Source organism: Pseudomonas sp. Bc-h, assembly GCF_002080045.1.
Taxonomy (GTDB): Bacteria; Pseudomonadota; Gammaproteobacteria; order Pseudomonadales; family Pseudomonadaceae; genus Aquipseudomonas.
In genome coordinates, this window is sequence record NZ_MUIN01000007.1 from 325894 (window position 1) to 349720 (window position 23827).

Consider the following 23827-nt stretch of genomic DNA (forward strand, 5'->3'; position numbering starts at 1 on the left):
GAGTGAAACGGGCAGAAGCCTCATTGGCCCCGATGAGTGTGCCGTTGATAGTCCAGAACACTCTCTTCATCAGTCTGATGCATCAAAGGAACATTGAACTGAACGATGGCGCCGCGTGGCCTGTTGGAACTAGCAAGCATTTGTCCCCCATGCGCCTCGATGATCGTGCGGCAAATCGAAAGCCCCATCCCGAGGCCGTTGGCTTTGGTGCTGTAAAAAGGGCTGAAGATTTGCCCCGAGGATGTCGAGTCGAAGCCTGGACCCGAGTCGGCAACTGCTACCACCACATCTCCGGAGTCGTTGAGCGCAGTACTGATCCTCAATTCGCGCATTCCGTCACTCACATCGCTCATCGCCTCGAAAGCATTAATAATTAGGTTCAGAAATACCTGTTGCAGTTCGATCCGATCTCCGTGGACCGATGGCAACCCGTCCATCAACTCTGTGTGCACGACGACGCCACTTGCGGCAGCCTGATTACCGGTTAAATCGACCATTTCCTGGATAGCCAGGTTCATGGCCACCGACTCTCTCTGCGGCGGTGCTTTACGAATGAGCCCACGAATTCGCGCCAGAACATCCGCCGCCCGTTTTCCGTTTCTGGTAATGCCGGTGAGCGCCAGTTTTACTTCTTCAAGATCGGCAGGTTGCGCATCCAGCCAACGCAATGCGGCATGAGCGTTGTTAAGCGTCGCAGCCACTGGCTGGCTAACTTCATGGGCAACAGAGGCTGCAAGCTGGCCCATCGTTGCGACGCGATTGGCATGTGCCAACTCCGTGAGCACTTGTCGATAGCGCTGCTCACTTTCACTGACGTTTCTCTCCGCCTGTTTGCGTTCGGTCAGGTCGAGCACGAAGGCTACGCCTTGTTCAAGACTCGATTCGAACATGGCCAGACCGACAATGACGGGCAAACGGCTCCCGTCCTTTTTGAAGTATTCCTTTTCGAAGGGGCTCGCCCGGCCACGATTGACGGCCTCCAACATGGAGCGCTCGCTGACATCTCGAAACTCTGGCGGGGTCAGGTCTCTCCATCGCAAGCGCCCCGATGCAATGTCCTGCTTCTGATATCCCAACATATCGAGAAACGCGTCATTGGCGTCCAGCACGTCGCCGCCAGTGGTCCAGACGACAATGCCAATTATGTTCGCGTCCACCAGGCGACGTATCCTGGCTTCTCGATCTGCGATCTCGCTATACAGCCGAGCATTTTCAAGCGAGATGGCAGCTTGAGAAGCAAGCAATTTGAGTGTCGTGAGACGAGCGGAGTTGAAGACCTGAACGCAAAGGTTGTTTTCAAGATAAAGGACGCCCGTGAGCGTGGCTTGATTCATCAAGGGAAGACACAGCACCGACCGGGCAAGGTGTTGCTGGACGTAAGGATCTGTGGCGAACACCCTATGTACCGATGCGTTGTCGAGTACGACGCTTTCGCCCGTGCGAAGAACATGATTCAGGACCGACTCCGGCGCCAGCGTCGCGCTCACCGACATATTGGTCAGTCGCAGCTGGGTGGAACCCATTTCGACTGTCGCCTGCGCAGCGATGTACGCCCCACCACGGTCCAGCAGAACCAGAAGACCACGCTCAGCCCCAGCCTGCTCGATCGCTGTGCGCATGATCGTATCGATTAACTTCTCCAGAACGATATCGCTCGAAACGGCCTGCAAGACTTTGAGTACCGTTGCCAGATCAAGTTGTTCAATGGGTGTCATGATGGTGGCTGTCGGACCTGTTAGACGTTGTTCGCTCTTCAGAAATGAGAAGGCTGCATCAAGTTGCAGTACCTTGCCATCCGCTCCCCAGCGCAGATAACCGTATCGGGCATCTTGCAGATACACCCGAGCGATTTTCAAGAATCCGCGTCCGGCGTAAAAACGCGACGCGAGTTCATTGCTCAGCGCTTCGAGATGAATGAAGCCACTCTGACGAGCGCACTCGATAGCCTGCTCATAGCGATGTTCGGCGTCGAGCGGGCGACCTTCGATACGGGCGATTTCGGCAAGGACCAAAATCCGATGGCATCCGAAATTCTCTGGGCAGAGCTGCGACCAGGTCTGAATTTCTTTCTCGAATGTCAGCAACATTTCCAGATGAAGTTGTCGGTTGTCGGCTGGAACGGTGTCGATCAAGCCAGCCGTGGCCAATGCTCCGTAGAAGTAGTACTCAACCTCCTCGAGGAAGGAGTGCGCAACAGCGATCAGTGGCCCAGCCTCGGATGCAGCGTGAACGGCGGCACGGTAATCACCGGCAAAAAAACAAGCCTGTAATTTTCGAACCCAATACCATGCAGCGAGCACTCGGGAGGTTTGCGGGAGGCGTTTTTCGGTATCTGTCTCACTGAACGATTCACTGTCCAGGCACCCGAAAACGGGCGTCAGGCCACGAAACATCCTGATCAACGCAAGCTGGTTTTCCAGAAAGCCCGTGACGAGACTGAACCTTACCTTCTTGACGTATTGGAGGCCGCGTTCGACTTCGCTTTGCAGCTCCAGAAGCGGTTCACCTGCAAAAAGGAGATTCGAACCAAGGATGTTGCAAGCAAACGCCGCAAATGGAGGGTCTCCGAATCGATTGGCTGCGTCGAACACACGATGCAACAGCGCCGTGCAATCACGTACAGGTCTTGCCCAGCGAGCGACAAAAAGACAAAAGGCAAGATACGTCCGCGCTTCATACCGCTCATGCCCGCGTCGTTCGACCAGATCGCAGCCAAGTTTTCCAAATTGAAACCCCATCTGATAGTCACCGAAACGCGGCCCGGCGATCCTGGGAAGATTCGCGTAGGCTACGCAGGAAGCATCGCTGTTACCGTAAACCAGGCTGAGATTAATGGCCTTGCAGACGGTCAGGCACGCCAGGTTTTCATCGGTATGAAAGGCTGGCGATAGCAGCGTCATCAGGGTTCTTACCGTCACCAGCGCGGTCTCGTCCTGCATCGGCGCCAAGTCGATCAGATCCGGGATTTTCTGTTCAGCCAGCAATCGGCTGATCAGGTCATATTCGGTACGGACCTGATCATCGCTCGGGTGGGCAGACCATTCGATACCGACATATTTGAGATAGTTGAGACTGACGTTGACTGCTCGATCGTTCCTGTTCAAGAACAAGCAGACGTCTATGTGCAGACAAGCAACCTCCGCCAGTTCGACCGTTGCTTGAGCCATATCGGATAACACCGACAGCCGCTCGTCTGCAGCACCGATCTGCCCCGTGAGAAACTCGCACTCAGCACAATGGATTTCCAGAGCAAATTTGAGTGCATGTTGGCTTTGCCAGCCACCGACCAGAAATCTGATACCGGCAGAAAAATACGCAAGCGCTGAGCCATAGGCGGTAGATGCCTTGGCCCGAAGACCTGCGGCGAGATTGAATCGGGCCAATTGCACCCGCTCGTCCTGAGCAGTGATCAGTGCTGCACCACGGTTGAGGTGCCCGACGATTTCAAATATTGTTTCTTCGTACCCTTCCGGCAATTTTTGCTCAGCGAACAGCCGACCGATTCGCAGATGCACAGATGCTCGGGAAGACTCCGGCATCAGCACATAAGCTGCTTCGTGGATCCTGTCATGCACGAAGGCGTAGACATCGCCCAGACGTTCGACCATCTCATGACAAACCGCGTCCCAGAACACCGCATGAACGCGTGCCTGCGTAATGCCCAGAACAGTGGCGAGCGTCCCGACCGCTGCACCCTTGCCGAGACAACCGAGCAGCTGCAATGCCTGCCGGGTCTCACTCGGCAGACGAACCAGCCTGCTCACCATCAAGTCTACGATGTTGTCGGTGTAGCCTTTAGCGTGGATGCGATGAGCATCCCAGCGCCACCGCCGGGAATCATGATCGAAGCTCAGTAGATGTTCACTGGCGAGTGCATGCAAGAATTGAATCGCGAAAAAAGGGTTACCCGCCGTTTTGTCCTGGACCAGCCTTGCCAACGGCTGCACATTCGCGGGCTCGCAATGCAGGGCATCGGCAATCAGTCGTTCGACGTGCTCTTGAGCAAGTGGCGCCAGAACAATCTCTTCGATCCTGACGCCCGACGCTTTGATCAGGTCAAGCTTGCACGCCAGTGGATGCGAGTCATCCACCTCGTTGTCGCGGTAAGCGCCAATCAGCATCAAATGCCCTGGCGCTGAACGGCTCAATATGTTCTGGATAAGATCCAGCGTCGCGGGGTCCACCCACTGCAAATCGTCGAGGAACAGTACCAGCGGGTGCTCAGCCGTTGCAAACACGCTTATGAAACGACGCAGAACACGCAGAAATCGACGCTGAGCCTGCTGCGGCTGGAAGGGAGGAACTGGCTGCGGCTCGCCAATGATGTGCTTGAGTTCAGGAATCAGATCGGTCATCAACTGAGCCTCAGGCCCTAGCGCTGACAGCAATGAGTCACGCCACTCAGCCAATTCCGGATTGCTCTTGCTGAGCAATGTGCGCACCAATCCCTGAAAAGCCTGGACCAGTGTTGAGTAAGGTATATCGCGCTTATATTGATCGAACTTACCAGCGGCAAACATGCCGCGGACTGGCACCATTACCTTGTGCAGCTCATTGACTACGGAAGACTTACCGATTCCGGAATACCCGGACACGAGCACCAGCTGCGTCGTACCCAACTCAAGGCACCGCTCGAATGAAGCGGTCAGAACCTCAACTTCGTGCTCCCGCCCGTAGAGTTTTTCGGAGAACACCAGCTTGTCGAGAATGCTGTGCTCGTCCAGCACAAAGACGCTTATTCGTTGTTCGCGCTGCCACTCCTCCAGACAGCGTTGCAGATCATGCACAACGCCAGCAGCAGTCTGGTAACGCTCTTCGGCACTTTTGGCGAGTAGCTTCATTACCATCTGGCAGAGCGTTTTAGGGATGGTTGTTAAGCGCTCACTCGGGGGTTGAGGCTTTTTTGCAATATGACTGTGTACCCACTCCATCGGATCAGATGCCGTGAATGGCAACGACTCGGTAAGCATTTGATAAAAGGTGACCCCAAGTGAATACAGGTCACTGCGGGCATCAATAGATCGGTTCATTCGGCCCGTTTGTTCGGGAGCCATATAAGCCAGAGTCCCAGCGATGGTGTCGGGCGGTTCGGGTTGTTGCCGATGGCGCTGTACCTGCGAGGCCAGACCAAAACCGGTGAAGCGCGTGTGCCCGTCAGGACAATTGACGAAGATATGGGAGGGCTTGACATCCTTATGTAAAAGTCCGTGTTGGTGAAGCTTGCTCAGTGCTCTGGCGGTGTTCAACGCCAGACGTAAAAACTGCCCAGTCTCCATTGGCGCAACCAGCAATCGTGCCAAGGGTTCTCCACCCGGATCTTCGAGCACTAACTGAACCTGACCGGCTTCAGACCTGAGCTCCCGAGGTTTCAGCGCCCAGTCGTCAACAAGTGCACGCTTCAACTCATACTCACGGGCAATACGGTCTAGCGTACCCCGCAGAGGATGCTCAATGGCGGGCGATACCGCTAACAGTGTCGAGGTGGTGCCGTCGCTGATGCACCGCTCGCGGTAAATGACGCGCTCGCCGTCTTCCCACAATATTTGCAGACTCTTTTCCATCCAGGTAACGACCATAAAGTGGCAAGCATTGAAGGGGGGATCGGAAAGTCTCGAGCATCCGGCAGCCATATAACGCAGTGCCGGAGGAGTCCGGATGCTTGCCTGAAAGCGGGTTGCGGTACTAACGCCCGTAGATAGGCGTAATAGTCGCTTTGCCCTGAACGTTAGCGTTGAGCATATAGCCCACCAGTGCGCCGCCGGCCTGGGCATCAAGCGGCAGCTTCTCCACTTTCAGCGCCCACACCGTGAACTGGTAGTGATGGGGCTTATCGCCGACTGGGGGGCACACGCCGCCAAATCCCGGTTGGCCATAGTCAGTCCGCCCCTGGACCGCCCCAGGTGGAAGGTGTCGCCCAGCATCGCTGGACAGGCTTTTGGTTGACAGCGGGAGATTGACTACCGTCCAGTGCCACCACCCACTTCCCGTTGGAGCATCCGGGTCGTAGACCGTGACAGCAAAGCTCTTCGTACCTGACGGGGCGTTGCTCCAGGAAAGCTCGGGGGACGTGTTCTCCCCTTCACAACCGAAACCGTTGAATACCTCACGCCTGGTCAGCGGCCGATTGTCAGCAATATCTCGGCTGGTCAGGGAAAAGTCGGCAGCGTTGCCGGCCAGTGATACGCTCAAGCACAGGGCGAACGGGATTAGTTTGATCTTCATCACGACCTCGTTGGTGTGTTAACACCGGCTACGTTAAGTCGCGAAGAAGCGGCAGGCACTTATCCTGGAGAACATCCTTTTGATCTCTCAGCATGAGTTCTTACAGCCTGAGTTGCATTTAGTGCCCCCAAGGTATGAAGCAAACATACTCAAGTATTAACGGCGCAACGTGACCACCCGAATGATCGATTAGCGACCCCGGATCAATGCTGGAACACCTTCCTGAGGCCCCTGCTGGCTTCTGAATGATTGCGGGTTATTCCTCCCCGGAGCAGGCCATGCATGTTTTCAGCGCAAGGTATATCCGCCATCCACAACGATTTCCTGTCCGCAGATACTTCGAGCGCCATTGGAGAGTAGAAACATGACCACGTCCGCTACTGCTTGAGGCTCGAGAAATTTGCCGTCGAGCAAGCGACTGTTCACCATATTCGCCACTGCAGCGAGTTCCGAATCTCCCAGGCCTAACGAGTTCCAGATTGGCGTGGCGGTAGGTCCGGGCGAGACCACATTGATTCTGATGTCCGCGGCCGCCAGCTCCACCGCCAGCGTACGCGCATGACTGATGAGCGCTGTTTTCGAAGCGATGTATCCAGCCAGCCCGGGAAACGCCAAACGTGACAAGAACGTCCCTATGAATACAACCGATGCCGGCTTCGCCAGCTGTGCCCTGAGTGAAGCCAACGTATTCAACGCACCGGCTCCATTCACTGCCCAAAGTTGATCGAACGCAGCATTGTCCGTACCCGCTGCCAACATGGCCACACCTGCGTTTGGCACTACAAAATCCACAGGCGCGATACCTTTTGCATAGTCACTTAGGCGGTTTAGATCAGCGGCGTGCGTGACGTCCCCAGTCAGCCAATGCAACTGATCCGCATACACGTCGCGCAGCGTATCAAGCCCTCCTGAGTGCCGCGCCATCGCTATCACGGACGAGCCTGCAGCAAGCAAGCTTTCGGTGAGTGCCAGACCGATTCCAGAGCTGGCGCCAGTGACCACAGCCAAGCGGTTGTTGAACTCATTATTCATCTTGCTTCCTTAATGCCGTTGGTTGGGACGTATCGCTGCCTACGCTTAACAGAAACCGTGCCACAGATAAATGTGCCTATAATTCAATAAGTTAAAACTACAATAGTCATATTGACACGCATTTCTTTGCAGTCGTAATGACAATCAAGAGTCGCTTTGACTGATGGCCCTGAGCCTGCCATGACGGTTTGAGAGGCGCTAACAGGGTTGTGATCCCATCATTCCCATGGCGTGAAAAGCGCGTTACTTGTCATTGCCGCCTATTTGGAAGTTTGAAATATTGAACCTTGGCAGAAGTCAGGGAATTCTCGTCATATCCCGTAGACGAAGGGGTTTTAAAGTCGAGGCCCCTGTACCCAAGTCTGCCACTGGAAAGACTGGCGAACCGCGTCAGGGGCGATGCAGCATCTGTAAAGGCGGATGCTCGTCCCTCGCAGGACAGTTGCAGAGTGGGTACCCATGGCGCAAACCCTGAAACCCACACACGTCAAATAACATATTTATACCCAAGTATTAATCAAGGATGAGCGGACAGGAGTTAGGGTATGAAAAGGGACAGTCTGCGGACTTGAGCATTATCATCGGAAGGCACCCAAATTGGTCACCCGCCCAGCAATAGCAATTATCGATGACGATGACAACGTTCGAACATCTCTGGACAGCCTGCTGCGGTCATATGGTTACTCCGTACACCTGTATGACGACGCGGAAAGTTTTCTCGCTTCACCCATGGCGACTTCCATGGATTGCCTGGTGTCCGATATCCAGATGCCGGGGATGAACGGGTTGCAGATGTATCAACACCTGCTGATGCAGGGGTATCACATTCCCGTGGTTTTTATTACCGCTTCTGCCGATGAGGCTCCACGTCTTGCCGCCGCCAGACTTGGGGCATGTTGTTACTTATCCAAACCCTTTGATGGACAAAGCCTTATCAACTGTCTAGACATAGCGCTCACGCCCCGATTCTTTGGCCCGGACGTTTAGTGTTCATATATACCCCCCCAAAAACATACCAACGTACTATCGCGCCATACGAAAAAACTAACGAGCACACCGTTATTACGTTTGATCACGCCCATTGATGCACCAATACTATTCGGCACAGAAACATCACCACCGAATATTCAATTTAGCTGCAGGTTCAAACATGAAAATATTACCTTTGATTTTCTTCATGGCCGTTTCGGTAGTGCGTGGCGCATTTGCTGCCACTGGCGCGGCAGTAGAGGGAAACATGCAAACCGTGAGTATCAGTGTCCTCCGTATCCACCGCGATCACGTTTGCGAGAGTGCTGAACATACAGACTCGGATCGTATCGTCGATCATCGCCTTGCTGACATCGGGATGTGGCAATTCTCGACCGCGCACTTTTCAAAAACCCGACGTTCGTGCAGCATGCGCTGACGTTCAAGCAGGGGCTAAGCGTCAGTCCAGTCGCTGTCGACGCTAACACAACACATGGATGCGAGACGGGAAATGAAGCTGATCGCTGCGCAGATCCTCCCTGTGCCGGGGGAATACGAAGAAAACATCGCCAAACACGTTGATCTCATCCATATGGCCGCCGGCCAAGGTGCCAATCTCGTGCTCTTTCCCGAGCTTTCCCTCACCGGTTATCAACCGGGGCTCGCTGAGGCCTTGGCGGTGGATCCGAGTGATAGCCGTCTCGATGAGTTCCAGAGACTGAGCGACCGGTATGGAATGCTCATCGCTGTTGGTGCGCCCACCCGGGGGGCTAAAGGCACCGAGATCAGCATGATCAGTTTCCAGCCCGGGCTGGAGCGCACGAGCTATTCAAAACAGTATCTGCACGCCGAGGAATTACCTTTTTTCACTCCGGGCACCCGAAGACTCGTATTGAGGCAGGCAGATGTTGTCCTCGCCCCTGCCATTTGCTACGAATCACTGCAACCACGCCACGCTGAAGAAGCGGCAGAGTCTGGCGCTCAGGTGTATCTGGCAAGCGTGGCAAAGTCTGAGCGAGGTACTGCATCGGCCAACCGTCATTATCCGATGATTGCTAAAAAGCATTCCATGACTGTGGTAATGGCGAACTGTGTAGGTCCCGCCGATGACTTTGTAGCAGCAGGTTGTTCTGCCGTCTGGAACAGTCAAGGTGAAAGGGTTTGCAGTGCCGATGCTGTTCAAGAAGCGTTAGTCGCATATGACATAAAGACTGGAGACGCGAGCATTATCAAACTCGCGTGAAAGCCGCTCGTGCTCTGCCCCGCTTCGAGCATGACCCGCTGCGTTGCATTTTGCAGCGGGTCATTACAGGCAGCCTTCCCATGGGCGGCACTGAGGTTCGCGGCAGGAGGACCGCCCCGGCGCGCTCTGTCAGAGCACCGGGCAGGTCACCCGGTTTTCATGGCTGATGATGTCCGGTTCGGCGACATACCCGATTTGCCGGGGGAACGCCTCGACGAACTGACCGCGCAATTTCTGGATTTCCTGAGAACTGTAATTGACCAGCCCTCGCGTCAGCTCGGCCCCGTCCGCGCCTCGGCATACCACCATGTCGCCGCGCTGAAACACACCTTCCACCCTCAGTATCATCAGCGCAGTAATGCCGCTCGCATCCGGAACGCCGTCGTTTGAACCGGTGATGATTTCCAGCACGCCGCGCATGGGCAGCTGATTGGCCAGCCAGCGGTCCCGCGAAGCCGTTGGGTGCGTGTCCGACGTGAGCAGTGTTCCCAGGCTTGCGCCACTGGCAATGGCGCCGAGGACGCCCGCCTCGCGCCCGTCTGCGATCACCGTGTGCGCACCCGAACGTGCGGCCAACCGTGCCGAGCGCAACCAGGAGCGCACGTCGAAGCCAAAGCGTTCAGTCATCTCGTGAGCACAACGATCCAGGGCGGAGTCAGCTGCCGGTGCCTGATCGATGAAGGCGTCGGCCTGATCGAGGTCAAGGATCGAATCCGGCATCACAAGCCCCTTCACCTCGGTCAGCAGGACATACACATCAGCCTGAACCAGATTGACCACCAGCGCACCAAGACTGCCGGTGTCGCCCGCACGAATACCATGGCTGGCGACAGTGCCATTCTCACTGACCACCGACACCACGTCCTTTCCAAGTAGCACCTGCAGCGTGCTGCGGGCGTTCAGATAGTGTTTGCGATGGGACAGATCATCCTGGGTCAGGAGGATCTGCGCAGACTGCAACCCATACGCAGCCAGACCCTGCGCCCATGCATTGGTGAGTTTGATCTGACCGATGGCAGCCAGCGCCTGCGCTTCGTGCAACGGCACGATGTCGCCGTCGGCCGGGCTTGCGCAAGCGGCGGTCGCACCGGCTGACACCATGACCACTTCGATGCCCTGTTGGTGCAGCGTCGCCACCTCAGCCGCCAGCCGGTGTATTGCGTCAATGTTCAAGCCGCCAGCTGCAGCGATCAGACGACTCTCGACATGGATGACCCAACGCTTTGTGGTCGTTATCGCTTCTCGCATGTTCTCACCTCGGTTCTTGCCCGCACCCCGGTCTATTCCGGGCACAGGTCACGGCAATCGCGTGATCTTCACGCCATCGCTCATCTGTGCCAGCACGCTGGCGGATTCAAGGTCTGCACTGTTGGAGCCGTGAATCACATACAGACACTGCCCTTGTGTCACGCGATCTCCCTGCCCGACCTTGAGGTCGATGCCGGCGGATTTATCGGCCGGAGCACCGGCGCGTCGGGCGATCTCGCCGATGCGCCACCCGTCCAGCTCGCTCACTTGCCCTTCGGCCGTCGCGCACACCGAGTACGTCAGCGCGCCCGGCAGCACGGCTGTTCTTCTGCCTTGCGCGTCGATGATTCGCTCGAATGCGTCATGCGCTTCGCCGCTTGCCAACAATTTTTCGGCCAATCGGCTACCGGCTTCCACGCTGCCGACCGCAGGGTCCCAGGCCAGGATCTGTCCCGCAAAAAACACCGCCTTGTCGCGCAGGTCCTGGGGTGCCGTCGGATCGTTTGCCAGTACCGCGAGCACGTCGCGCACTTCGAGCGACGGGCCGATACCGCGGCCAATCGGACGGCTGCCGTCGGTGGCAAAGGCGACCACCGTCAGCCCCAGACCCGCCCCGACGCGCTCGAACAAATCCCCCAGCTCCCGAGCCTGCGCCTGGGTCTTGAGTTTGGTGCGCGGGCCGTAAGGAAGATCGACGACCACATGGGTCGAGCCGGCCGTGAGCTTCTTGGACAGGATGGATGCAACCGACCAGCGATTGGAATCCAGCCCGAGCGGACGGGTGATCGCGTTCATGACATCGTCGACGACGGAATGATTGAGGCGGCCATTCCAGGCAATGCACGCGCCCGCCTGGTCCACGCAGCGCTGCACATCCGCGGTGGTCAGGTCCACCCGCGCCACCGACTCCATGGCATCTGCCGTGCCCGCTGCAGAGGTAATCGCGCGCGATGAGGTCTTGGGCATTGCCATGCCGTGGGCGGCAACGATCGGCACCACCAGCAGGGTGATACGGCTACCCGGAACGCCGCCCATCGAGTGCTTGTCGACCACGATGGGGCGATCCCACTTCATGGTGGGTGTGAAACGACTGCGTACCCGAGCCAGAGCGATGACCTCGGCGTCGGACAGGCTACGCGTGGCGCTGACCAGAAACGCACTGATTTCACCGTCCGTGTACCGCCCTTCGATGATGTCGCGCAGCAGCATTTCGTACTCGGCTTCGCCCAGTTCATGACCCTGAACCTTCTGGATCAATGCCTGCCGGCTGGCCGGCGACGGCGTGCGGCGTAAAGCGATCTCGGCGCCTTCGGCCACGCCCCAGTGCACGAACGCCTCCTCGCTCAGGCCGATCTCATCGGGCGCAAGTAACGCAGCCGAATCCAGACCATGAATCTGCACGCTCAGGGACGTGCCCTCGGCCAGCAGGTCCACCTTCGAACCGCCGAGATAATCGGCCACCGACAGGACAGCACCGGCTGTGGGCAAATACGCCACCCGCTCAAGTCCCGTGGACACCGGCACTCGACGTAATCGCACGCGTTGAGTGGCATTGGCCAGTGCATGAATAAACGCGTTGATGCCCTGCTCCAGCGCACCGTCGTTGTTGACGCGGATGGTCTCGATATCCACTGGCAGCGGCTCGACCTGGCGCATGACTCGCGCCCGCGCCTCAAGCGCTGTTTCCCGGCCGCGTGCCAGAATCCGTGCCGCGAGCACGTCGGTCGAGGCCGTCACCTCCACCACGATCAGCCTGGGGACCTCGCCTGCCAGCTGGCGGATCATCTTGCGCGAACCATTGGCGATAACATTGCAGCCATCGCTTAACGCTGCGAGCAGATCGACTGGCAAACCATAGGACAGGCCGTGAGCGTCCCAGGTGATCAGGAACTCTCCTGCGCTCACGGACGATCTGAATTGAGCCTCGGTTACGCCGTTGTGATCCTCGCCCGGAGCGCCCGTGGGGCGCGTGATCGTACGGCGAGCGAACACATACCGACCGGTGTCACCGAGGTGGGCGCGGGCGCCTTCGATCAACGAATCCTTACCGGCGCCACTGGGGCCGACAACAAAGAAGAAGATGCCCTGCGCCATGTGCCTTACTCCGCTTCGTCCAGGCCGATGTCTACACACACCGCCGCCTGGTTGAGTTTGCTGGTGGAGATGTAGTCGACGCCGGTCCTGGAGATGGCGCCAATGGTAGACAGGTTGATACCGCCCGAGGCTTCCAGTTTGGTACGCCCGTTGACCATCTTCACGGCCTCCGTCATGTCCACCACGCTCATGTTGTCGAGCATGATCACATCGACATTGGCCTCCAGCGCCTCGGCCACCTGGGTCAGGCTGTCGCATTCGACTTCGAGCTTGGTCAGCACGGGCAGTTGGCGACGGGCACGCTGGACGGCCTGAGTGATACCACCGCAGACGGCGATGTGGTTGTCCTTGATCATCACGCCGTTGTCCAGCCCGAGACGATGGTTCAGACCGCCGCCACAGGTGACCGCGTGCTTCTCGAGCATGCGCAGGCCCGGCGTTGTCTTGCGGGTGTCGATCAGGCGAGCGTTGCTGCCCGCTACAGCGGCCACGTACTTGGCGGTTTCGTTGGCAATGCCGGACATGCGCTGCACGATGTTCAGTGCAGTGCGTTCGGCAGTCAGCACGCTGCGAGCGTTGCCCCGCACATCGATCATCACCGTGCCCGCTTCGATTTTCTGGCCGTCCTTGACGCGCACGATCACTTCCAGCGTCGGGTCGTAGCGCTTGAAGACCCGAGCGGCAATGTCGATACCGGACACGATCAGCGTCTCGCGGGCATTCATGTAGAAAGCGCCGACCTCGTCCGCTTCGATCATCACCTGAGCGGTCAGATCGCAGTAACCGATGTCTTCGGCCAGCCAAAGGTCGATGAGGCGGTCAGTCTGGAATACGTCATACATCGTGGTTACCCCTATGTGTGGATACAGTTCGGTGAACGTCGGTTATCGGTGCTGCAATTTCTTGTCGAGCATCAGCATCAGGCTGTTACAGGTGACGGCAATGAGCGTGAGCAACAGCGCCACGGCCATGATCGTCGGGATATCGCCAAGGCCCATCGCATTGACGGCCATGTAGCCCAGGCCGCGTTGCGAGGCGAACATCTCGCCGATCAACACACCCAGCAGCGTCAGTGCGAACCCCAGCCTTACGCCTGCCACGACTTCTGGCAGGATCGCCGGCAGCAGCACATGGAACAGCGATTGAAGCGGCGTCAGGCGCAACGTCCCGGCGGTGCGCAAATACACAGGGCGCATCTGGCGGATGGCATTCATGGTGAACAGCAGAATCGGGATCAGGCCGTGCATCACGCCGAACGCCACTTTCGAGGAGAGTCCAAGGCCAAAACACAGCAGCACCAGCGGGTACAGCGTGACCTTGGGGATGGCGTACAGGTTGAGCAGTATCGGCTCGGCCACCGCGCCCGCCAGGCGATTTACACCCAGTAAGACGCCCAGGACGATGCCGCCGATCAGTGCCAGGCTCATGGCATAGGCGAAGGCTTTGGCGGTTTCACCGACGTTGGCCCACAGTTCGGCCGTGCCCATCATCGACACCAGATGAGTGAGGGTCATCCACGGTGATGTCAGTGCTCCGGCACCGATCGCCAGATGCAACAGTTGCCACGCCGCGATCAGCGCGACCACCAGTAAAAACGTCGGAAGAATTCTCTGCATGGCAGTCACCGTTGACGACGCGCTTGCAAGCGGCGGTCGAAGAAGTTGAGCGCCGCATTGATCAGCGTGACGCTGATCAATACCAGCAACATGAGGGCGTACATGTTGTTGCTTTCAAAATTGTTGTAGGCAAAGGCAATCGCGTAACCGATGCCGGCCCCTGACAGGATGAACTCCGACGCAATCACACCGATGAACGAGTACGCCACGGCCAGCTTGACCCCACCGAAAAGGTAAGGCAGCGCCGCCGGCAGCTCCACGCGCCACGCCGTCTCAAGCCGGGACATGCGCATCACCGCCGCACTTTTACGCAGCACAGGCGGGATGCGATCAAGACCGGTCAGCGTGGCGGTGATCATCGCCACGATGGCCAGCAGCACGGCAATCGCAATGATCGAACCATGACCTACCCCGAATACGACGATGAAAACCGGGTAGAAGATAAACGTCGGAACGGCGTAGTAACTCGCCAGCAATGGCTCCAGAGCGGAGCGAAACCGCGGCATCGAATGCACCGCCAGACCGATGAAAAACCCGCTGATGATCGCGATAAAAGCGGCCACCAGAATATTGGTGAAACTGAACAGGATGTCGTTGCCGTAATGACCGTCAGACACCAGCGCCACCAGGTGCGTAAACATCGTGGACGGTGGAATCAACACGCTTTGCGGGATGACATGAGTGCGACACAGCAACTCGATCAGCCCGATGAAACCGGCGACCAACGCGGATCGCAGTACGCTTTCGGTATTCAAATCGATGTCCTCTTAAATAACCTGGCGGATCAGTGCTGCGTGCCCATGACCTTCATGGTCTCCACGCGCAGCTTTTCCCATAGGCGCGCATTGATCTCGCCGAACCGCGGCGTCGACACCACCCGACTGTCGCGGTCGCGATCCCAGCCGGTTTCGACCATGTCGATGAACAGGCCGGGCCGAGAAGACATCACCCCTACCCGGTCCGAGAGCATCGCGGCCTCATCCAGTGCGTGGGTGATCAGCAATACAGTGGCGGACGTTTCGCGCCATAAGCGCAGCAGTTCATCCCCCATCAACAGCCGGGTCTGCTGGTCCAGGGCCCCAAAGGGTTCATCCATCAGAATCAGGCGCGGCTGCATCACCAGCGTGCGAGCGATGCATACGCGTTGGCGCATCCCGCCAGACAGTTGCGCCGGGTACGCGCCGGCGAAATCGCGCAGTCCCATGAAGCCCAGCGCATAAGCAACGCGACGCTCGACCTCGGGTCCATCGACACCGCTGCGGCGCAGGCCGAAAGCGATGTTGTCGCGCACGGTCAGCCACGGGAACGACGCGTCTTCCTGAAACACCACACCAACGCCGTCCGGCACACTGGAAATGACTTTGCCCTCGAACATCACTTCGCCAGAAGTCGGACGGGCCAGCCCGGAGAGCACGTCCATCAGCGTCGATTTGCCACAGCCCGATGGGCCGACGACGGAAAAGAATTCACCTTTGTTCAGCGTCAGATCGATAGGCCCCAACGCTGCAAACATTTCGCGGGTGCCAGCCTTTTTGAATGAGCGAGTCACTTGACTCAGGGTGACATGCGGCGTGCGTGCATCCGGAGCGGCTCGCAACGTTTCGACCGGACCACCTTTCAATGCAATCGTCATTCTTCACTCCTCCAGATCGGCTGGTGAACCTTGAGCCTGACAAGGCCGAAAGCGCTCAACTTACAATGTGTACGCTAGATATAAGGAGTTAGCAAAATAGGCGCCAAAACGCCGAACAGAAAGTTGAAGTACGAATAACATATATCTAATACGTTGATTTTTATCGAATTAAAAATTAGTCATGTCTGTAATTTACGCAGAATCAGCTGACAACAGACATCCTTATACTAAAGCCGTCTAGACGCTCTTTACGATGTACACGCTACTCGCTCCAGTGTAGTGCCACTGATTGGAGAGCCGCACCAAAGAAGGACGCCAAAGCCACGAGCACAGCCATTAGGGGCAATGACCCGAAATCGCGCGCAATTCAACGTGTACGCTTGTTTGTGGACGCGTGTCGATGATTTGCAACAAAGGCAGCATCTATTCGTATTTTATTTTAAATCTATATTTATCAGATAGTTGAGAAAATAAGAATCAGGTATTAGCACCACCAACACCCTTGGCCTGCATTTTGCTGAGAGACTTTTAATAGCGTACAGAAACTAAAAAAACGCCGCTAAAACCTTATTCTTGCCATGACCAGAGCACCCCGATGCTATTAGGAGTTTGGAGAATGACTGCACAGCAAGCCCTTTCGCGTTCTACAAGAAAGCTCGCCGTAGCCGGCCTGGCGGCATTGTCGCTGGTGGCCTCGATCGCCCGAGCCGATGAAATCTCCGTGACCCAATGGGGCACCAGCCTGTATGGCTTGCCGTACGCCATCGCCATGGAAGACGGCCTGTTCAAGAAAGCCGGCATCGACATCACCGGCATCCTCGGTTCAGGGGGTGGTGGCACCACCGTGCGCAACATCCTGGCGAGTGACACACCCTACGGCGAGGTAGCCGTGGCCGCGGCGCTGGCTGCTCAGCGTCAAGGCCTGGATCTGGTCATCGTCAATATCGGCACCCGCTCGGTGGCCGAGTCCTCGGTGGTCACGCTTAAAGGTTCACCGCTGAAGGACATTACTCAACTGGATGGCAAGAAGGTCGCCATCACCTCGCCAAAAGGCGTGTCGGAGATGCTGTTGTTGATGTCGCTCAAAGCCAAGGGTATCGACGCCGACAAGGTGACCCGAGTCGCGTCCGGCGGGTACGTGAACGGGCTGACGCTGCTGGATCAGAAAGCCGTCGACGCCGCCGTGCTGATCGAGCCTCTGTCGATTCTGCGCAAAGACCAATACACCACGCTGTACATATCCAGCGACCTGTTGCCACCGATGACGACCTCAGTTGGCATCACTACTCGCGAATTCGCCAAGGCGCACCCGGACCGCCTGAAGGCGATCATCGAAGGCCGCCGAATGGGCGTCAAAGCGATCTATGACAACCCGCACCATGCCGCAGACATCCTCGCCAAGAGCTTCAAGCTGGAGCCTGCGATCGCCAAGGAGGCCGTGGACAACATGATTGCGCCACACATGTGGAGCGAAGGTGATTTCAACCTGGTGGAGCTTGAGCGGATGGCTGACGGTCTACGGCTCAACGGCGAGTTGAAGGGCGACGTCGATTGGGCAGCGATCATGGACAAGTCATACCTGCCCAGTGACCTGCAACATTAATTCGGATTGGACGTGGCCCTCGACGCCGGCTATTCGAGCCCCGGTGCTTTTGCGGCCATGTTACGACGCGAGTTCGGTATGTCGCCCAGTGCCTTTCAGAAAGCCTGAAATACAGGATGTGCCGAACTCAGCAGGCGTCGCTCAGCTACTCCTGCGATAAGTTTTTACGCAGTCTGAGCCAGAAGCAGACGCCCCCCCCGATTGTCACGCTGAAAACGACTCAACACCCGCAACGGGTAGCCACTCGTTCAACGGCGTCAGGTAGTGAAGTTCGAAGCGCCTCGACAGAAACGCCCATTTCCCCTCGCGGCGTTCGAACGTGTCGTGATACAGCCCGCTGACTTGCACCGGACCCTTTTCGATGTCATGGAACAGGCAGTTCGCGGCGACGGTACCTGTCGCGCTGTCGCCCACGATCTCGATCAACGGATTGGCCATCCAGTGGTGCATATGAGGCATCTGGCGCCAGCTGTTTTCAGCCATGGCGAGGATCCCGTCCCGGCCCGTGGCGCTGCCGAACCCCGGAAGATCGAGGCTGGCGTCGAGGTGCCAGATGTCCTGCAAGAGCGCCGCGTCGATGCGGTCGAATGCGTTCGAGTACGCGCTGATCAGTCGATCGATCGCGGCGCGACTTTCCAGCGCGTCGAGTCGAGCGCTCAGGGTTTCGATGTTCATGATGTTCTCCTGGGCAAGCGTAATTGCCCCTTGTAGCCACGCGTCCCTTCGTTGAAAAACCATGCGAAGGGTGCGCGGGTGAGTGACCGTTTCAGAGTGCGCAGGTACGGGTGTGCGCAGGGGGTGGGGCCCATTGGTTCGGCGTCAGTCCAGGCCCGGGCAGGCTCTGAATGGGTTCGCGCAGGGAGCGATGAGACGTCAGATCTGCGACAACCCACCGTCGACCATCAGCTCCACGCCGTTTACGTATCTGGCGTCGTCGGAGGCCAGAAACAGTGCCGCACTGGCGATTTCTTCAGGGTGAGCCATGTAGCCCAATGGCGTGATTTGCTCGACGTATTGGCGCAGTGCGGCGATGTCGCTCTCGCTCATTTTCAGCCCGTTGTCCATCAGCGGTGTGCGCGTGAAGCCTGGGCTCAACACATTCGCGCGGATTTTGCGGTGCTTGAGTTCATTGGCCCACGTGCGTGCAAATGATCGCACTGCCGCCTTGGAAGCGTTGTACAAACTCAATCCTTCCATGCCGTTGCTGGAACAGATCGAGGCGGTCAGGACAATTGACGAAGCGTCTTTCATCAAAGGCAGAAGCGTTTGAACGCTGAAAAAGACGCCTTTGACGTTCACGTCGAACATCGCGTAGTAAGCGGCCTCGCGGGTTTCCCCGAGCGGATTTTTCTCGCAGATCCCGGCATTTGCGAACACGGCGTCAAGCCGGTCGTCCCGCGCTTCGATTGTCTTCTTGAGCGTATCGAGATCCGCTTGACGCGAGACGTCTGAAACCACCGCGACAGCCTTATCGCCAAGTCTGGCAACCGCCGCCTCCAGCGTGTCCACTGACCGTCCCGTGATGTAGACGCGTCTGGCGCCCTCGGCGATCAAGGCTTGCGCGATGGAAAACCCGATCCCCGTGGATCCGCCCGTCACCGCGGCAACCTGATCGTTGAATTTACCTGACATGTCTGTCTCCTCTGCCGTTGATGAAGGGGTCGTCTGGAACGACCTGCCCATGGTGAGCGTCATCGGAGCAGAGCGGCAGTGACACGAATGAACAATGGCCGTGCAGTTTTGTAAGGCGAAAGACGAAGCGTGATCCCCCAAAATCGGCACCCATCGGCTTGGCGCGAGCGGGCGAGAAGCCTGCGCAACAGAAGCCTGGCCTTTCAATGTTCGCCTCTCACTCGTCGTGAAACCTGAGTTTCCAAACAGGATGCCTGTCATGTCTCAAATCGAAATCGAAGCGCCCGAGCCCCGGCGCTGGTTAATGTTCGCCATCTTGCTCGTCGGTGCGTTTCTGCCCCCCTGGATTTTTTTATCGTTAACGTCGCGCTGCCCTCGATACAGGAGGATCTGGGTACAGGGTCCTCTGCCGAGCAGCTCGTGATTTCTTCCTATGCGACGTTTTATGCCGTCACGCTGATTACCGGTGGGCGACTCGGCGATCTGTATGGTCGCGGCCGAATGTTCTTCCTTGGCCTGCTGGGCTTCGCCGCCGCGTCGTTGATATGCGGCCTGGCGGCTTCGCCCTGGATCCTCATCCTCGGACGCGCCTTGCAGGGCGTGACCGCCGCCGTGATGGCGCCTCAGGCGCTCGCATCGGTGCAGGCGATTTTCCCGGCGTCGGAAAGACCATTGGCACTGAGTCTGTACGGGGCGGTGTTTGGACTGGCGTCTGTGATCGGTCAGGCGCTGGGCGGCGTTTTGATTGCGGTCGACGTGCTGGGCATGGGGTGGCGCGCGATATTCCTGGTCAACCTGCCGATCGCGTTGCTGGTACTTGCGTTCGGCATCCCTGTGCTCAAAGAAAGCCGTGCGCTGCACGCGAGCCGGCTGGACCTGGTAGGCACGGCGTTGTCGATGCTGACCCTGACCGCCCTGGTCGTGCCGCTGATCGAAGGCCGCGAAGCAGGATGGCCGTGGTGGGCGTGGCTGTCGCTCGCCGCAGCCCCTGTGCTGGCCGTGTTGTTCTGGCGATACGAGACTCGCCTGCTCCTTGCCGGCGGGACACCTGTCCTCGACCCGGCCGCACTGAAAGCCCCGGGCCTTGGCCGAGCGTTACTGGTCGCACTGTGCTTCTACGCAATCGGCGTGTTTTTCCTGCTGTTATCGATGTACATACAAGGCGCGCTGCATATGACCGCACTGCATGCCGGCCTGATCTTCCTGCCGTTCGGGGCGGGTTTTCTGCTCGGCCCGCTGTCGGTGCCTCGCCTGGGGCGCGCGCTCGGAGAATACGTGAACCCGCTGGGCATGGGGCTGGAAGTATCAGGTTTTCTATGGCTGGGCTGGCTCGTGTCAGTGACGCCGACCACCCTCGCCCCGCCCCTCACGTCCCTGACGGCCATCCTGTTCCTGATTGGATTCGGGCAAGGGCTGGCGCTGCCGACGTTGATGCGCATGGTCACCGGCCGTGTCGCGCCGGCGTATTCCGGGATGATCGCAGGCATCACCAGCGCAACGTTGCAAATCAGCACTTCGTTGAGCGTCGCCCTGATCGGCGGCGTTTTTTATAGCTTGCTGGGAGAACGGGCAACGGCCGTCAGCATCACCCACGCCTTCACGGTTTCTGTCTTGTGCATCGCCGCCTGCCTGGCCGTAGGCGCTGCGCTGAGCCTGACGTTAGCGCGGCAGTCAGCGCGGGTACCGCAGGCGTCGGCTGTTCGCCCGACCTGACGGCTGCAACGCCCTACCCTGCGCCGATCATGCTGGAGGCAAGGTCGGCCAGCGCACGCAGCCGGTCCATCTGACGCATGTCCTGGTGATACCCCATCCAGATGTCCCGCCCTGGCGGTGGTTCGTCTTCATCCAGCCGTCGCAATCCAGACACCGAGTCGCCGAGGACCCGTGGCAATACGGCAACGCCAAGCCCCTTCGCGCACATCTGCGCCTGCACCGTCCGACTGCTGCTGGTGAACACCGTGCGTGCCAGCGGATAGCGCTGCTGCAGCCATTGCACGTCCGGGTAGTGGGCCTGGGCGACGTTCATCAGGATCAGGCCCAGGCCCTCGCCGACCGGATGCGGCGCCGGGGCACGCAAAGCGGCATAGAGCCCGTACGCCAGAGTGGTCAGCTTGCGGTGGACGATGTCCGGTTCGGTGAAGGGCACGATCCGGAAGGCAATGTCGGCATCCCGGCGGGCAAGGTCGAACAGCCGATGCCCGGCGATGACCTCGGGAACGATCAACGGATACCGTGCACCAGTTCGTTCAGGACGGGCGACAACACATGGCAGGCGAACCAATCGGCTGAGGATATCCGCAGCACGCCTTCGGGTTGATCACCATGGCCTGCGAGCCGACGCTCGATGGCTAGCGCGCTGTCCTCCATGTCCTGCGCCAGACTGAGAATCCTCTCGCCACTGTCTGTGAGCACCAGCCCCTGGGCCGTGCGAAGAAAAAAGGGTTGCCCACTGCTTTGTTCAAGTACCTGCAAGCGGCGCCCCACCGTCGGGTGACTGACCCCCAATTGCCGGGCAGCGCCACCCAGCGAGCCGCTGCGGGCTATCGCCAGAAAGATCCGCATGTCACTCCAGTCCATGCCTCACCCCATACAAAAATGAACGACGAGGTTGCAACAATGGCAGTCCCGCAGCAATCCCCCAAGCCACATACTTTGAAGCCATCAACGACAGCAGGGGCTTCAAGATGAACATAGGATTTATTGGAACAGGCAGCATGGGGCGGGCCATCATTCCCTTGCTTATCGAAGCCGGGCATCGCGTCTCGGCGTGGAATCGCAGCCGGGAAGCGCTGGCAGCTCTGCAAGGCGTGCGCGTCCTCACAACCCCCGCCGCCGCGTTCCAGGAGGACGTCGTGATCAGCCTGCTTGCCGATGATCCCGCCGTCAGAACGGTGCTGTTAGCTCCCGCAATCCTGGACAGTGCGGACAAAGGCTGTATCCACATTGTGATGTCGACGCTCTCTCCCCCGCTCATGCAGGAGTTGCAAGCCATTCATCACGTCAACGGCGTCGCGCTGGTCGCGGCGCCGGTGTTCGGCGTGCCTGGGGTGGCGGCCAGGGGCGAATTGAACATCATGGTCGCCGGATCGCCGACCGCGATTGCGACGGTGCAGCCCCTCTTCGACTTGCTGGGAAAAAAGACCTGGCGGATGGGCGATGATCCTGTGCATGCAAGCATTGCCAAGATCGCCGGGAACATGATGATCACCCAGGCCATCCAGTCTCTGGGCGACGCCAGCGCCCTCGCCGGGCGCCATGGTCTGAACCCGGCCACGTTCATTGACCTCATGACCCAGACCCTGTTTGCCTCGCCCAGCTATCAACGCTATGGACAAAACATCGTCAATGGTTCGTTCGAGCCGGGCTTCACATTGTCGTTGGGTCTCAAGGACATCAACCTGGCCATCGACGCAGGCCATCGCGTGAACCTGGAATTGCCCGCAGCCCAAGCGGTGCGGGCAAACATGACTGCGGCTATAGCCCGGGGACTTGGGCACAAGGACTGGTCGATTTTCGCCACCGAGACGGTTGCCCACTCAGCCGATGGTTCTGACGCCCCTTGAGGCTGCGAACCCTCAAGCCCGTTTACCGATTAGCCCACTGGAATCGGGTTATCCACCAACGACAGATTGAAGCCGTGGATCAGCGCGTGCTCATTGGAACCAGGGTTGTCCCGAATCGCGCGAATAGCCTCGACCACGACCTCAGGCGTATCCGCAGCCAGGCCTGCCATGGTTTGTTCAATGAAAGCGTCCAGGGGCATGGCGCGTGGATCATCGCCTTTGTGGACCAGATCGGTGTTTACCCAAGGCGGAGCGATCTCTTGCACAGTGACGGATGTGTCACGCAGGGTAAAACGTTGTGAAAGCGAGTAGGAATGCAGCGCCGCTTTGGTGGCTGAGTAAACGGCAGTAGCCGCCAGCGGGACGAAGGCAAGGACAGAGGTATTGTTGATGATGACCGAGCGTGGCCGAGATTTGAGATGCTCGATCAGTGCAGAGGTCAGCCGAACAGGTCCCATGAAATTGGTGGTCAGCGTCGCCAGCATCGTCTCGTCGTCGATATGACCTGCTGCGTCATCGAACGGCATGATGCCTGCGTTATTGACCAGGACGTTCAGCGACGGGTATTGGGTGATCAGCGTCCGGGCAACATCGTTGATGCTTGCAGGGTCATTGATGTCCAGCTCGATTGCGACCATGCCAGGGTTGGCTGCCGTGACTTCGTCAAGTAGCGCCTTGCGGCGCCCTGCGATGATGACTTTATTGCCCAGCGTGTGGAACGCTTCAGCCAGTCCACGACCAATACCGGATGCGCCACCGGTAATGAAGATTGTGTTGTCGGTAAGTTGCATGAAGATAACCCCTGTAATTGCCTTGAATGTTGATCATTGAATGGCGTCCCACGTCGACCTACACGCATCATTTTCTATTGATAACGCGCAGCAAGAGCTGACCCGGCTGTCAGCCGCAAGCAGCGACGCCAGGGGGAACGACTCATGATTCAAGGCAGAATGTGGGCTACTCCGAGATCCT

General features: G+C 58.2%; 19 protein-coding genes and 1 pseudogene. 7 read left to right on the plus strand and 13 right to left on the minus strand.

All coding sequences use genetic code 11. The annotated features are described in order from the left end of the window. Positions 1-20: 20 nt before the first annotated feature. The 3 genes from BWR59_RS14385 to BWR59_RS14395 all read right to left on the minus strand — a co-directional run bounded on the left by BWR59_RS14385 (position 21) and on the right by BWR59_RS14395 (position 7254). Positions 21-5549, minus strand: a complete 5529-nt coding sequence (locus tag BWR59_RS14385) for an AAA family ATPase (RefSeq protein ID WP_081566459.1) — start codon at positions 5547-5549, stop codon at positions 21-23. 133 nt (positions 5550-5682) lie between these two features. Further along, positions 5683-6222, minus strand: coding sequence for a YbhB/YbcL family Raf kinase inhibitor-like protein (locus BWR59_RS14390; RefSeq protein WP_081566302.1), 540 nt, complete (start codon positions 6220-6222; stop codon positions 5683-5685). Between the two features lie 288 nt (positions 6223-6510). Continuing rightward, positions 6511-7254, minus strand: coding sequence for an SDR family oxidoreductase (locus BWR59_RS14395; protein ID WP_081566303.1), 744 nt, complete (start codon positions 7252-7254; stop codon positions 6511-6513). A gap of 597 nt (positions 7255-7851) precedes the next feature. Between BWR59_RS14395 and BWR59_RS14400 the strand changes: the two genes are divergently transcribed. The 3 genes from BWR59_RS14400 to BWR59_RS14405 all read left to right on the plus strand — a co-directional run bounded on the left by BWR59_RS14400 (position 7852) and on the right by BWR59_RS14405 (position 9466). After that, entirely contained in the window at positions 7852-8241 is a 390-nt protein-coding gene (locus BWR59_RS14400; protein ID WP_081566304.1) for a response regulator, read from the plus strand. Between the two features lie 163 nt (positions 8242-8404). After that, positions 8405-8662 carry a hypothetical protein gene (locus BWR59_RS31995; RefSeq protein WP_143490828.1) on the plus strand — a complete coding sequence of 86 codons (258 nt, stop codon included), beginning with the start codon at positions 8405-8407 and terminating at the stop codon, positions 8660-8662. 72 nt (positions 8663-8734) lie between these two features. Beyond that, complete coding sequence (locus BWR59_RS14405) at positions 8735-9466, plus strand: carbon-nitrogen hydrolase family protein (RefSeq protein WP_178111228.1); 732 nt, start codon at positions 8735-8737, stop codon at positions 9464-9466. A 129-nt stretch (positions 9467-9595) separates the two neighbouring features. Here the strand turns inward: BWR59_RS14405 and proB are convergent, their stop codons facing one another. The 6 genes from proB to BWR59_RS14435 are packed head-to-tail and all read right to left on the minus strand — an operon-like array spanning position 9596 to position 16057. Next, positions 9596-10714 carry a glutamate 5-kinase gene (proB, locus tag BWR59_RS14410; RefSeq protein ID WP_081566306.1) on the minus strand — a complete coding sequence of 373 codons (1119 nt, stop codon included), beginning with the start codon at positions 10712-10714 and terminating at the stop codon, positions 9596-9598. Between the two features lie 48 nt (positions 10715-10762). Continuing rightward, positions 10763-12808 carry a phosphonate metabolism protein/1,5-bisphosphokinase (PRPP-forming) PhnN gene (gene phnN, locus BWR59_RS14415; protein ID WP_081566307.1) on the minus strand — a complete coding sequence of 682 codons (2046 nt, stop codon included), beginning with the start codon at positions 12806-12808 and terminating at the stop codon, positions 10763-10765. A gap of 5 nt (positions 12809-12813) precedes the next feature. Next, entirely contained in the window at positions 12814-13650 is an 837-nt protein-coding gene (gene nadC / locus BWR59_RS14420) for a carboxylating nicotinate-nucleotide diphosphorylase (RefSeq protein ID WP_081566308.1), read from the minus strand. A 42-nt stretch (positions 13651-13692) separates the two neighbouring features. Continuing rightward, on the minus strand, positions 13693-14424 hold the full coding sequence (locus BWR59_RS14425) for an ABC transporter permease subunit (RefSeq protein ID WP_081566309.1): 732 nt from the start codon (positions 14422-14424) through the stop codon (positions 13693-13695). Between the two features lie 5 nt (positions 14425-14429). Further along, positions 14430-15179 (minus strand): ABC transporter permease, encoded by a 750-nt coding sequence (locus tag BWR59_RS14430; RefSeq protein ID WP_081566310.1) that lies wholly within the window; start codon positions 15177-15179, stop codon positions 14430-14432. A gap of 29 nt (positions 15180-15208) precedes the next feature. Continuing rightward, a complete protein-coding gene (locus BWR59_RS14435) occupies positions 15209-16057 on the minus strand; it encodes an ABC transporter ATP-binding protein (RefSeq protein WP_081566311.1) in 849 nt (282 codons plus the stop codon). A gap of 616 nt (positions 16058-16673) precedes the next feature. On the opposite strand from BWR59_RS14435, the gene BWR59_RS14440 reads away from it, so the two are divergent. Then, positions 16674-17660 (plus strand): ABC transporter substrate-binding protein, encoded by a 987-nt coding sequence (locus BWR59_RS14440; RefSeq protein WP_081566312.1) that lies wholly within the window; start codon positions 16674-16676, stop codon positions 17658-17660. Positions 17661-17672: 12 nt separating this feature from the next. Continuing rightward, positions 17673-17768, plus strand: coding sequence for a hypothetical protein (locus BWR59_RS14445; protein ID WP_343286989.1), 96 nt, complete (start codon positions 17673-17675; stop codon positions 17766-17768). A gap of 96 nt (positions 17769-17864) precedes the next feature. On the opposite strand, the gene BWR59_RS14450 is transcribed toward BWR59_RS14445, so the two are convergent. Together BWR59_RS14450 and BWR59_RS14455 are read right to left on the minus strand one after the other, a co-directional pair. Continuing rightward, positions 17865-18335 (minus strand): nuclear transport factor 2 family protein, encoded by a 471-nt coding sequence (locus tag BWR59_RS14450; protein ID WP_081566314.1) that lies wholly within the window; start codon positions 18333-18335, stop codon positions 17865-17867. A gap of 198 nt (positions 18336-18533) precedes the next feature. Then, positions 18534-19553 carry an SDR family oxidoreductase gene (locus tag BWR59_RS14455; RefSeq protein ID WP_230982009.1) on the minus strand — a complete coding sequence of 340 codons (1020 nt, stop codon included), beginning with the start codon at positions 19551-19553 and terminating at the stop codon, positions 18534-18536. A gap of 129 nt (positions 19554-19682) precedes the next feature. On the opposite strand from BWR59_RS14455, the gene BWR59_RS14460 reads away from it, so the two are divergent. Next, positions 19683-21005, plus strand: a complete 1323-nt coding sequence (locus BWR59_RS14460; protein ID WP_230982020.1) for an MFS transporter — start codon at positions 19683-19685, stop codon at positions 21003-21005. Between the two features lie 13 nt (positions 21006-21018). Here BWR59_RS14460 and BWR59_RS14465 read toward each other — a convergent pair. Beyond that, positions 21019-21869: pseudogene (locus BWR59_RS14465) on the minus strand (LysR family transcriptional regulator). Positions 21870-21976: 107 nt separating this feature from the next. Here BWR59_RS14465 and BWR59_RS14470 point away from each other — a divergent pair. Further along, positions 21977-22855, plus strand: coding sequence for an NAD(P)-dependent oxidoreductase (locus BWR59_RS14470; protein ID WP_081566316.1), 879 nt, complete (start codon positions 21977-21979; stop codon positions 22853-22855). 29 nt (positions 22856-22884) lie between these two features. Here BWR59_RS14470 and BWR59_RS14475 read toward each other — a convergent pair whose 3' ends face one another. Continuing rightward, a complete protein-coding gene (locus tag BWR59_RS14475; protein ID WP_081566317.1) occupies positions 22885-23646 on the minus strand; it encodes an SDR family NAD(P)-dependent oxidoreductase in 762 nt (253 codons plus the stop codon). Between the last annotated feature and the right edge of the window lie 181 nt (positions 23647-23827).